This is a genomic window from Arthrobacter sp. SPG23, assembly GCF_000876655.1.
GTDB lineage: Bacteria > Actinomycetota > Actinomycetes > Actinomycetales > Micrococcaceae > Arthrobacter.
In genome coordinates this window covers 25,777-38,073 of record NZ_JYCN01000017.1, presented here as the reverse complement: position 1 = coordinate 38,073, position 12,297 = coordinate 25,777, and the positions used below count along the sequence as shown (strand labels likewise).

The window sequence follows — 12,297 nt, the reverse complement described above, 5'->3', positions numbered from 1 at the left end:
GGACAGGGTATTTGGACCCTGCGTTGCCCGCGATGCGTCGCTCTCAACGCGAGCACTCGCCCAGTGACGATGTACGAGAGCCACGACCCGCTCTACACTGTCCGGATGGAATGCACGGTGAGTGGAGTGCCTGTGCACTTCGCCGAGAACGGCAGCGGCACTCCGGTTTTCGCTCTCCACGGGGCTGGTGTCGACCATCGCGAGATCGCTGGCGCCCTTGAACCGATATTCTGCAACGTTTCCGGCTTTCGGCGACTCTATCCGGACCTGCCGGGAATGGGCCGCACCCCCGCGCCCGAGGCGGTTGCCAGCAACGATGACGTGCTGGACACTCTGCACGGCCTCATCGACAGCGTTATTGGCGATGAACCGTTTCTTGTCATTGGTCATTCGTACGGCGGGTACTTAGCCCGTGCCATTGCCGATGAGAGATCCGATCAGGCCATCGGGCTGGGGCTCATCTGCCCGGTTGGCGCGAAGACGCGTGACGTGCCCACGCACGAGGTCCTTGCTTCGGAGGTCGATATGCCGGGCGATGTGGGACCGGATCTTGAGGCCAGTTACCGTAGCTACTTCGTTGTGCAGACGGCGGAAACCCTGCGTCGGTTCCGGGAGTACACGGCTCCCGCGATGTCACTTGTTGACGAGCCGGGCCTCGGGCGAATCTTTTCGCACTGGGAGCTACGGGATCCGCCGGAAAGCGCGAAAGCTTATCCCCATCCAGTGTTGATCCTTGCCGGACGCCAGGATGCCACCGCCGGGCACGCGGGCCCGTGGGACCTGGTCCGGCACTACCCTCGCGCCACCTTTGCGGTGGTCGACCGTGCCGGCCACGCTTTGATGCACGAGCAGCCCGGCATCCTGCAAGCCCTCGTTGCCGAATGGCTGATGCGCGTGCGTGAGCACTCCGCCCGCCAGTAAGACGACTGTTAAGGAAATGCCCGCCCGGGGGTTTCCCCGGGCGGGCATTTCCTTCGTTGGTAAGAGTCAGATCGCCTCTGCGCCGACTGCGGCACCGACGTCCAGGCCGTCTGCCGCACCCGCCAACCGGAGCCAGGTATCCACCACGGTGTCGGGGTTCAAGGAGACGGAATCGATGCCTTCTTCGACCAGCCACTGGGCGAAGTCCGCGTGGTCGCTGGGCCCCTGGCCGCAGATGCCGACATACTTGCCGCGCGCCCTGCAGGCCTTGATGGCCATGCTCAGGAGCTTCTTGACGGCGGGGTCGCGTTCGTCGAAGCCGCCCGAGACAATCGCGGAATCCCGGTCCAGGCCCAGGGCCAGCTGGGTCATGTCATTGGAGCCGATGGAGAATCCGTCGAAGTAGTCCAGGAATTCGTCAGCGAGCAGCGCGTTGGACGGAATCTCACACATCATGATGACCTCGAGTCCGTTTTCGCCGCGGCGCAGGCCGTTCTCCGCCAGCAGCTCGATGACGCCGCGGGCCTCGTCCAGGGTCCGCACAAACGGGATCATGAGCTTGACGTTGGTCAGCCCCATCTCGTTGCGGACGAAGGACAGGGCCTCGCACTCGAGGTCGAAGCAGTCCCGGAAGGATGGCTCCAGGTAGCGTGAGGCGCCGCGGAAGCCGAGCATGGGGTTTTCTTCGTGGGGCTCGTAGGCGGGCCCGCCAATGAGGTTGGCGTACTCGTTGGACTTGAAGTCGGACATACGCACAATCACCGGTTGCGGAGCGAACGCCGCGGCAATGGTGGCCACCCCTTCGGCCAGGCGCTTGATGTAGTAATCGCGCGGGCTGTCGTACGCGGCAATCCGTTCCCGGATGACCGCGGCCACGTCCGCCGGCTGGCTGTCCAGGTTCAAGAGAGCCTTGGGGTGGATGCCGATCTGGCGGTTGATAATGAATTCCAGCCGGGCCAGGCCAACGCCGTGGTTGGGCAGCTGGGCGAAGGTGAAGGCCTGCTCGGGGGTGCCGACGTTCATCATGACCTTGACCGGGGCCTCGGGCAGCTGGGTGATCTCGGTGTCCTCGACGCTGAAGTCCAGGAGGCCTTCGTAGATAACGCCGGTTTCACCGTCGGCGCAGGAGACGGTCACCTCGAGTCCGTCGGAGAGCACGTCGGTGGCGGCACCGGTGCCGACGACGGCGGGGATCCCCAGTTCGCGGGCGATGATGGCCGCGTGGCAGGTGCGTCCGCCGCGGTTGGTGACGATCGCGGAGGCACGCTTCATGATCGGTTCCCAGTCCGGGTCGGTCATGTCGGCGACGAGGACGTCGCCGGTCTTGAAGGCCGCCATCTGGTCGATTGCGGTGAGGATGCGGACGGTGCCGGCGCCGATACGCTGGCCGATGGCGCGGCCTTCGACCAGAACCCTGCCGGTCCCGTTGAGCCGGAAACGGCTCAGGCTGCCGGAGGCGCGGCGGGACTGCACGGTCTCGGGGCGTGCCTGGAGGATGTACAGGCCGCCGTCGATCCCGTCCTTGCCCCATTCGATGTCCATCGGGCGGCCGTAGTGCTTCTCGATGGCGACCGCATGGCGGGCGAGCTGCTCGACGTCGTCGTCCGTAAGGCTGAAGCGGTTCCGCAACGAAGCCTCAACCGGAACGAAGTCAATGGTGTGGCCCACTTCGCGGTTGCTCGTGTAGGTCATCTGGAGCGCTTTCTCGCCCAGTCCGCGCTTGAGGATCGCGGGGCGGCCGGCCTGCAGGGCGGGCTTGTAGACGTAGAACTCGTCGGGGTTAACCGCGCCCTGGACGACGGCCTCTCCGAGGCCGTAGGAGGACGTGACGAACACGGCGTCCTGGAACCCGGACTCCGTGTCCATCGTGAACATGACCCCGGAGGCGCCGACGTCGGAGCGCACCATCCGCTGGATGCCCGCTGAGAGGGCCACTTCGGCGTGTTCGAACTTGTGGTGCACGCGGTAGGCGATGGCGCGGTCGTTGTAGAGGGACGCGAACACGTCCTTGATGGCAAGCAGGATGTTGTCGATGCCGCGCACGTTGAGGAAGGTTTCCTGCTGACCGGCGAAAGAGGCGTCGGGGAGGTCTTCGGCCGTTGCGCTGGAACGGACGGCCCAGGAGAGGTCCTCGGATCCCCCGTGCTTGTCCACCAGCTGCTGGTAGGAGCTCCGGATCTGCGCTTCGAAGTCCGGCAGGAACGGCGTCTCACGCATGAGGGTCCGGATTTCCTGGCCGGCTGAGGCGAGGGCCGTCACGTCGTCGGTGTCCAGGCCCACCAGCCGGTCCGCGATCTTCTGGTCCAGGCCGGAGTCGGCGAGGAACGTGCGGTAAGCGTCGGCCGTGGTGGCAAAGCCGTCCGGGACCTGGACGCCGGCAGAGGTCAGGTTCTGCACCATCTCACCGAGGGAGGCGTTTTTTCCACCCACCCGGTCCAGGTCCTTGAGTCCGAGTTCTGAGAACCACAGGATGTCTGTCGTCATAGTTGCTGCTCCTTTGCAGATGATGGCATGCAGATGTGCCGCCCCGCTCCCGGCGATAGCCGGTTGGTGGGCGCGAATCCTGTCAACAGTGACAGGTCTCGGGCGCTCTTTCCACATGATGTGCGCCACACCGGGCTTGTGAAATTTTTCCCTAATGCTTGAGGTTCATGCGCTGCAGGATGGTTGCAGCCATCTCCTCCACTGACACCGTGGCTGAATTCAGGTACGGAATCCGGTGCGAGACGTACAGCTGCTCGGCGCTGCGCAGCTCGAAGCCGCACTGCCGCAGGGACGCGTACGGTGAGCCGCGGCGCCGTTCGGTACGGATCTGGCTCAGGCGCAGCGGGTTGGACGAGAGTCCGAAACATTTCTCAACGAAAGGCCTCAAGGGCTTCGGAAGCCCTTCCCGTTCGAAGTCCTCGTCCACCAGCGGGAAGTTGGCAGCGAAGATTCCGTGTTGCAGCGCCAGATACATTGTGGTGGGTGTTTTTCCGCAGCGGGACGGCGCCACGAGGATGACCTGCGCCTTTTCCAGAGCGCGCAGGCTCTGCCCGTCGTCGTGTTCCATGGCGTACTCGACGGCGGCCATCCGGGATTGATACCGCTCCGCATTGCCCAGGCCATGGGCCCGGCCAGGTTCGCCACTGGCCCGTGAGCCGAGGGCCTGCTCCAGCTGTCCGACATGCGTCCCGATAAGGTCCACCACAATCCCCTGGCACTTGGCCAAGGCCTGACGGACGTCGCTACTGACAGCGGTGGAAAAGACGATCGGCCGCGGACCGGTGGCGACCAGCTGGTCGATGGTGGCGACCACGGTCCTGGCCTGTTCGACGGTGGTGATGAAGGGAACCGTGATGCGGTCAAAGTTATTGGCGGGGAACTGCGTCAACAAGGTGTTGCCGAGCGTTTCGGCCGTGATGCCGGTGCTGTCCGAAAGGAAGTAGACAGGCCGAAGAACGTCATTGGTCATGAACGCATTCTGCACCAGGAGCGGTCCGGTATCCCAATGCGGGACACGGACGAGTCATCACCACGCGTCCGGGAAATAGAATCCCGAGGCCTCTCGACCACGACCGCCGGCACACCCGGGTTAGGGCTGGAATCTGTAGCCGATGCCGGCCTCAGTCAGGAGGTGCTTGGGGTTGGCGGTGTCGGGCTCGAGTTTGCGGCGGAGCTGGGCCATGTAGACGCGCAGGTAGTTGGCCTCCTTGGCGTACGCGGGTCCCCAGACTTCGGTGAGCATTTGCTGTTGGGTGATGAGTTTTTCCGGGTTCCTGACCAGCAGTTCGAGGATGTTCCATTCGATGGGGGTCAGGCGGACGTCGTTTCCGTCCCGGGTGACGCGTTGTTTGGCCAGGTCCACGGTGAAGGTGTCAGTGATGACGACGGGTTCGGCTCTGTGCTCGGTGGTCCTCCGCAGCAACGCACGGATGCGGGCGAGGAGTTCGTCCGGGCCGAAGGGTTTGGTGATGTAGTCGTCGGCGCCGGCGTCGAGTGCCTCAACCTTGTCATCGGATGTGTGGCGGGCCGAGAGCACGAGGATGGGGACAGGGTTCCAGCTCCTCAACCGTTTGATGACCGTTGTGCCGTCGATGTCGGGCAGGCCGAGGTCCAGGATGATCAAGGCCAGCGGGTGCCGGGTCGCTGCCAGGAGCGCTGATTCTCCGTCAGCGGCGGCGGTCACGGTGTAGCCGTTTGCTTCCAGGGAGATCTTCAAGACTTTGAGCAGGTGCGGGTCATCGTCCACGACGAGGACAGCGGTCATGGCGTCTCTGTCCTGGAAGGGTGCACGGGCAGGGCGTGTGTCCGGCTGGTGAGGAACGATTGGGGCACCACCGGCGCCTGCCCGTGGCTGTCGTTCGACGTTACACCGGTGGAGAGTCTCAGCCGGATGACCATGGTGAGCCCTCCTCCAGGTGTTGGTTCGGCCGTGAGGGTGCCGCCCATCGCTTCGGTGAATCCTTTGGCCACGGCCAGGCCGAGGCCGACTCCGGTCGTTTGGGGGATGTCGTCGAGTCGTTGGAAGGGGCGGAACATTTCCAGGATGCTTTCTGCCGGCACTCCCCGGCCGTGATCAATGATGCGGAGTTCACCGGCGGGGTGCCCGGTCAGGGTTTCGTTGCTGAGTCCGCCGGCGGTGCCGACAATGACTATATCGGAGCCGGGTGCGTACTTGATGGCGTTTTCGACGATGTTGGCAATGACTCGTTCGAGCATGCCGGGGTCAGCATCGATTTCGGGCATGTTGGGGGGCAGCTCGACGCGGACGCTGCCTGCAGGGGTGCCGTGCAGGGCCGCGGGGATGATGTCGTACCAGCGCACTGGTCGCAGAAGGGGTTTGGCTGCGTCTGAGGTGATTCTGGACATATCGAGCAAGTTTCCCACGAGCAGGTCCAGGCGGTCGGAACATTCATCGATGGTCTCCAGCAGCTCCTGCTCCTGTTCGGGGGTGTAGTGCACGTTTTTTTGCAAGAGGCTGCCTACTGCGAGTTTTATTCCAGCCAGGGGGGTGCGCAGGTCGTGGGAAACGGCGCGCAGGATCGAGGTGCGCATGGTGTTGCTCTCGGCGAGGCGGAGGACTTCTCTCCGGCTGGAGGCCAGTTGCCGGAGTTCGAGCTGGGCAGCGAGATGCACGCCGAACACGGCGAGTAGCCGTCGTTCGCTGGCCGGCAGGGGGCGACCGTAAAGAACCAGCTTTGTGGCCGTGTCGATTTGTTGGGAATTTTCGGTCCGGAGGTCCTGGCCGCCCAACGCGGGATCACCCGTCGCGGGCGGAGGTAGCTCGCCGGCGTGCGCGATGACCTTCCAATCTTTTTCGGTGTTCCGGGGCGTGGCGTCGGCCGTGTCGTAGAGGGCTGCTCCGCGCATGCTGAAGACGTCCAGCGCCTGTTGCAACAGATCTGTGACGGTGTCCTCGGAGGTCGCCGTGCTGCGGGTGAGGTCTGAGAGGGTTGTGGCTTCGGCACGGGCCCGGGCGGCTTCTTTGGAGCGGCGGGCGGAGAGGTCCACGACGACGGCAACGGCCGCGGAGACGCCGACGAAGACCAGAAGGGCGAGGACGTTCTGGGGGTCCTGGATGGTCAGGGTTCGGAACGGAGCGGTGGAGAAGTAGTTGACTAGCAAGCTGCTCCAGAGGGCCGCGAGGATGGCGGGCCAGAAACCACCGATGAGGGCCACGGTGATCGATCCGGTGAGCTGGACGAGTACGGCGGTGGCGACGTTCGGGTCCGGGTTCAGGCCAAGCAACCACTGGAGAACTGGAGGTAACACGATCGCCAGGATGAAGCCGGCGATAACCCGCGTGCGGCCGAGGTCGCGTTGGCGTTGCGGGCCGGCGCCGATCCCGCTTAGCGGGTGGGAGACCATGTGGACGTCGATGTCTCCGGAATCGCGGACCACCCGGGTGCCGATGCCGCCGCCGAGCAAGCCGCCGAGGACGGATTCGAGTTTTCCGTGTCGGGAGGTGCCGACGACGATCTGGGTGGCGTTGACGCTGCGGGCGAAGTCGAGCAGCGCGTTGGCGGGGTCTTCTCCGGCGACGATGTGGTAGCTGCCGCCCAGGTCCTGAATGAGGCGGCGTTGGGCCTCGAGTGCCTGCGGTGATTCGCTGGCGACGCCGTCGGCGGCGCGGACGTGGACAGCGAGCAGGTCCCCGCCGTTCACGCGCTTCAGGATCCGGGCGCCGCGGCGAATCAGGATCTCACCCTCGGGGCCGCCGGTGAGCCCGATCACTATGCGTTCGCGGGCTGGCCAGGTCGCGTTGATGTCGTTTTCGGCCCGGTACCTGGCCAGGCCTTCGTCCACCCGGTCTGCGAGCCAGAGCAGCGCCAGTTCACGGAGCGCGGTCAGGTTTCCCAGCCGGAAGTAGTTGGAGAGCGCTGCATCGATCTTGTCCGGGGCGTAGATCTTGCCATCGCCCAGGCGCTGGCGCAGCAGTTCCGGAGAGATGTCGACCAGGTGGATCTGGTCGGCTCTTCGGACCACGTCGTCCGGAACGGTTTCGGCCTGGCGCACGTCCGTGATGGAGGCCACGACGTCGCCGAGGGATGCCAGGTGTTGAATGTTCACTGTGGACAGGACGTTGATGCCGGCGTCGAGAAGTTCGTCGATGTCTTCCCAACGTTTGGCGTGCCTGCTGCCGGGAACGTTCGAGTGCGCGTATTCGTCGACGACGGCGGTGACCGGTGCCCGCCGGATGACGGCGTCCAGGTCCATTTCGTCGAACTCGGTGCCCCGGTATGGAAGGCGCCGGGGCGGGATGATTTCGAGCCCATCCATCAGCGCACGCGTCTCCGCACGCCCGTGGTCCAAGGCGAAGGCGACGACGACGTCTTCGCCGCGCTTGAGTAGGCGGTGGGCTTCCTCGAGCATTTCGTAGGTCTTGCCTACTCCGGGTGCGGCCCCAAGGAAAATCCGCAGCGTTCCACGTGCCATGCCGTCATTCTTCCACTTCGGACAGGCCGGTCTATCTCTGTCCGGAGGATGCGGCCACATCCAGATTAACGAGGGTCACGTTAACGGAGGGCTGGCCCAGGAGAGCCTCGAGGCCGCTGCTGGTGTGCCTCAAGACAAGGGCCCTGACTTCCTCCGGGCTCATCCCGTGGGCCGCGGCGACGCGGGAAACCTGGAGCAAGGCGTACTCCGGGGAGATGTGAGGGTCCAGCCCGGACCCGCTGGCTGTCACGGCGTCGGCCGGGACCTCGGACTCGCTGATGCCTTCCTCGGCAGCGACGGCGGCCCGGTTGGCCTCAACTGCCTGCAGGAGTTTGGGATCGTTGGGGCCAAGATTGCTGGCTGACGACGTCGCCGGATCCCAGTTCACGGCCGACGGCCGGGCATGGAACCAGCGCGGGTCCTGGACGCCGTTTTCGTCGGCGGAGGCCTGGGCGATCAGGGCGGACGCGGCCGGAGCGCCGCCGTCGTCCCTGATGATCGAACCATTGGCCTGGTAAGGGGCGATCAGCTGCCCGGCACCGAAGACGGCCAGGGGGTAGGCCACGCCCAGGACCAGCGTGGCAGCGAGCAGGAAGCGCAGCGCGGTTAGCGCCTGGCGGAGGTAGCCGGTGAGGGTGTTCATGGGGGCGCTCCTAGCCGATTCCGGGGATCAGGGAGATGATCAGGTCGATCATCTTGATGCCGATGAAGGGTGCGATGAGCCCTCCGAGCCCGTAGACCAGGAGGTTCCGGCTAAGGGCCTGGTTCGCCGAAACGGCGCGGTATTTGACCCCGCGGAGTGCCAGCGGGACCAGGGCGACGATGATCAGGGCGTTGAAGATCACAGCGGACAGGATGGCCGAGGACGGGGTTGAGAGTCCCATGATGTTTAGCAGCCCGAGCCCGGGGAACGCCGCGGTGAACAGGGCCGGGACGATCGCGAAGTACTTGGCGACGTCGTTGGCTACCGAGAAGGTGGTGAGGGCACCGCGGGTGATGAGCAGTTGCTTGCCGATGCCGACGATGTTGATGAGTTTGGTGGGGTCGGAGTCTAGGTCCACCATGTTGGCCGCATCTTTGGCTGCGGGAGTGCCGGAGTTCATGGCGACGCCGACGTCCGCGGCGGCAAGGGCGGGGGCGTCGTTGGTGCCGTCCCCGGTCATGGCCACGAGCCGGCCTTGGGCCTGCTCTTCTTTGATGACGGCGAGTTTGTCCTCCGGGGTTGCTTCGGCGAGGAAATCATCGACGCCTGCCTCCGCGGCAATCGCCCTGGCGGTAATCGGGTTGTCGCCGGTGATCATCACGGTCCGGATGCCCATCTTCCGCAGTTCGGCGAAGCGGGCGTGCATGCCGGGTTTGACGACGTCGGCCAGATGGATGGTTCCCAGTACGTCTGCCCGGCCGTTCCTGTCAATCTTCGCTACAAGCAGGGGTGTGCCGCCCTGGGCTGAGATTTCCTTGACCCGGTGGTCGACTTCCGCCGGTGTGTGGCCGCCGTATTCGGCGACGAAGGCGGCCACCGTGGAGGCGGCGCCTTTGCGGATCTGCTGCCCGTCAAGATCCAGCCCGCTCATGCGGGTGCTGGCGCTGAAGGGGACCACCGCAAAGTCACCGGAGCGGCGCTCGAGTGTGGCCAGATCTGATCCGGTCATGCCTTTGTCCTCGGCAAGATCCACGATGGACCGCCCCTCGGGGGTTTCGTCGGCCAGGCTGCAGACCCGGGCGGCCTCGATCAGGTCGGTGCGCTCCACATGGTTGGCGGGGTAGAAATTGACGGCACGGCGGTTGCCGTAGGTGATGGTTCCGGTCTTATCCAGCAGCAGGGTGGTGATATCCCCGGCGGTTTCCACGGCACGTCCCGAGGTGGCCAGCACGTTGTGCTGGACAAGGCGGTCCATGCCGGCGATGCCGATAGCCGGCACCAGTGCCCCGATGGTGGTGGGGATCAGGCAGACCAGCAAAGCCACCAGCACGATCGGCGAGGGCGCGGCTCCGGCGAGGGACGCGAACGGGGCCAGGGACATGGTCACGGCGAGGAACACGATGGTGAGGGACACCAGCAGCACGTGCAGTGCGATCTCGTTGGGGGTCTTCTGCCGCACGGCCCCCTCAACCAGCATGATCATCCGGTCGATGAACGTCTGGCCCGGCTCGGCGGTGATGCGGATGACAATCCTGTCCGAGAGGACCCTCGTGCCGCCGGTGACGGAGGAGCGGTCGCCGCCGGATTCACGGATGACAGGGGCTGATTCACCGGTGATGGTGGACTCGTCGACGCTGGCCAGGCCTTCGATGATTTCACCGTCCGAGGGTATGACGTCCCCGGCTTCGCAGATGACGATGTCGTTGAGCCGCAACCCGGTTCCGGGGACGACCTTGGTGGTGCCGTCGGGCTGGCGGAGCCGGGCCTGGACACCTTGGCGGCTTGCCCGGAGGCTGTCGGCCTGGGCTTTGCCGCGTCCTTCGGCGATGGCTTCGGAGAGCGTACCGAACAGGACGGTGAGCCACAGCCAGGCGGTGACGGCGATGCTGAACCCCGAGGGCCGATAGAGGGTAATCGCAGTGCACAGGGCGGCCCCGACCAGCACGGTGAACATGACCGGGGAGTGGATCATTTGCCGTGGGGCGAGTTTGCGGACGGCGAGGGGCAGTGCGGCGATGACGGACGCGAGCGTGAGTTTTGCCGGGGCTTTGGTGTGGTGTTTGTGTTCGCCGGGGGTGCCGAGGGGGTTGCCGTCGGCGTAGGTTTGGGCGGCGGTGTCCGTTGCTGATGCGGCGCTGGACCGGGTCATTTGAGGAGTCCTTCTGCGAGGGGGCCCAGGGCGAGGGCCGGGAAGTAGCTCAGGGCGGTCAGGATGACCGTCACGCCGACCAGCAGGCCGCCGAAGAGCGGGCCGTGGGTGGGGACGGTGCCGGCGGAGGCGGGAATCTTGCCCTGCCGGGCCAGGGAGCCGGCGAGGGCGAGGACCAGGGCGACGGGGAGGAAGCGGCCCAGCAGCATGGCCAGGCTCATCATGACCGAGAGGTAGGGTGACGAGGTGGTGATGCCGCCGAACGCGGAGCCGTTGTTGTTTGCCCCGGAGGTGAAGGCGTACAGCACTTCGCTGAACTGGTGGGGGCCGGTTGCCGGGGCGTTGGTTATGATGTCCGGCAGCATAACGGTGATGCCGGCCAGGGCAAGGACCAGGACGGGGGTGACGAGAATGTACATGGCGGCGAGCTTCATTTCCGTGGGACCGATTTTCTTGCCCAGGTACTCCGGTGTGCGCCCGACCATGAGACCGGCGATGAAGACGGAGATGATGGACAGGATCAACATGCCGTAGAGTCCGGACCCGGTTCCGCCGGGGGCGACCTCGCCAAGCATCATGTTCACCATGGCCACCCCGCCTGCCAGCGGCGGCAGGGAATCATGGGCGGTGTTCACGGCGCCGGTGGAGGTCAGCGTGGTGGACGCGGCAAAGATCGCGCCCTGCACGGGCCCGAAGCGCTGTTCAAAACCCTCGCCCAGTCCGCCGGCCGCCGCCGTCGCGGTTCCCTGGCCGGAAGCCACGGCCCAGCCCATCAGCGAAACGGAGGCCAGCCACAGGGTGCCCATCACCGCGGCCACTGTGTAGCCCTGCTTCTGGTCGCCGACGATCCGGCCGAAGGCGTAGGGAAGGGCGGAGGGGATGAGCAGTAGCAGGAACACCTCGAAGAGGCTGATGAAAGGATTGGGGTTCTCGAACGGGTGGGCCGAGTTGGCATTAAAGTAACCGCCGCCGTTGGTCCCGAGCTCCTTGATGGCCTCCTGGGACGCGACCGGCCCGCCGGGAATCGTCTGGCTGATCCCGGCCGCGTGGTTGACGACGTCGGCGGGCCAGAAGTTCTGCACCACCCCGCCAAGGACCATCAGCAGGGACGCGACGAACGCGATCGGCAACAGGATCCGAAACGACGTCCGGGCCAGGTCCACCCAGAAGTTGCCCAGCCGCTGTGTCCTGGTGCGGGCGATGCCGCGAATGAGGGTGACGACGACGACGATGCCGACGGCGGCGGAGAGGAAGTTCTGCACCGCCAGCAGGGTCATCTGCACGAAAATGCCGATCGTAGTCTCGGGAGCGTAGGTCTGCCAGTTCGTGTTGGTCACAAAGGAAATCGCGGTGTTCATCGCAATCCACGGATCAACCCCGGGCAGGGAACCGCTGCCGGGCAGAATGCCCTGCAGCCGCTGGAGGACGAACACCAGCAGAATGGAGACAACCGAGAATGCCAGGACACTGCGAAGGTAAACCGACCAGGTCTGCTCAGTCCCGGCGTCGATCCCGGCGAGACGGTAAAACAGCCGCTCGGGCCGGCTCGACATTTTGCCCTCGAAAACCCGGACGAGGTAGACCCCCAGCGGCTTATGCAGGGCGGCGAGAACCACAGCCAGCGCGGCGACCTGGACGAGGAACGATGCAATATTGAAGGTCATGT

At 65.2% G+C, this 12,297-nt stretch carries 8 protein-coding genes; 1 reads left to right on the top strand and 7 read right to left on the bottom strand.

Annotated elements, in window-relative coordinates; all coding sequences use genetic code 11:
• Positions 1 to 69: 69 nt before the first annotated feature.
• On the top strand, positions 70 to 921 hold the full coding sequence (locus TV39_RS10020; RefSeq protein ID WP_235347360.1) for an alpha/beta fold hydrolase: 852 nt from the start codon (positions 70 to 72) through the stop codon (positions 919 to 921).
• Positions 922 to 987: 66 nt separating this feature from the next.
• On the opposite strand, the gene ppsA is transcribed toward TV39_RS10020, so the two are convergent.
• From ppsA to kdpA, 7 genes are all read right to left on the bottom strand, one after another.
• On the bottom strand, positions 988 to 3,405 hold the full coding sequence (ppsA, locus tag TV39_RS10015; protein ID WP_043481176.1) for a phosphoenolpyruvate synthase: 2,418 nt from the start codon (positions 3,403 to 3,405) through the stop codon (positions 988 to 990).
• A gap of 151 nt (positions 3,406 to 3,556) precedes the next feature.
• A complete protein-coding gene (locus TV39_RS10010) occupies positions 3,557 to 4,375 on the bottom strand; it encodes a pyruvate, water dikinase regulatory protein (protein ID WP_043481438.1) in 819 nt (272 codons plus the stop codon).
• A 120-nt stretch (positions 4,376 to 4,495) separates the two neighbouring features.
• Complete coding sequence (locus TV39_RS10005; RefSeq protein WP_043481173.1) at positions 4,496 to 5,170, bottom strand: response regulator; 675 nt, start codon at positions 5,168 to 5,170, stop codon at positions 4,496 to 4,498.
• On the bottom strand, positions 5,167 to 7,839 hold the full coding sequence (locus TV39_RS10000) for an ATP-binding protein (protein ID WP_043481171.1): 2,673 nt from the start codon (positions 7,837 to 7,839) through the stop codon (positions 5,167 to 5,169). The genes TV39_RS10005 and TV39_RS10000 overlap by 4 nt, the downstream gene beginning before the upstream one ends.
• Positions 7,840 to 7,870: 31 nt before the next feature.
• Entirely contained in the window at positions 7,871 to 8,482 is a 612-nt protein-coding gene (gene kdpC, locus TV39_RS09995; protein ID WP_043481169.1) for a K(+)-transporting ATPase subunit C, read from the bottom strand.
• Positions 8,483 to 8,492: 10 nt separating this feature from the next.
• A complete protein-coding gene (gene kdpB, locus TV39_RS09990) occupies positions 8,493 to 10,631 on the bottom strand; it encodes a potassium-transporting ATPase subunit KdpB (protein WP_043481167.1) in 2,139 nt (712 codons plus the stop codon).
• Entirely contained in the window at positions 10,628 to 12,295 is a 1,668-nt protein-coding gene (gene kdpA / locus TV39_RS09985) for a potassium-transporting ATPase subunit KdpA (protein ID WP_043481165.1), read from the bottom strand. Before kdpA ends, kdpB begins: the two co-directional genes overlap by 4 nt.
• Between the last annotated feature and the right edge of the window lie 2 nt (positions 12,296 to 12,297).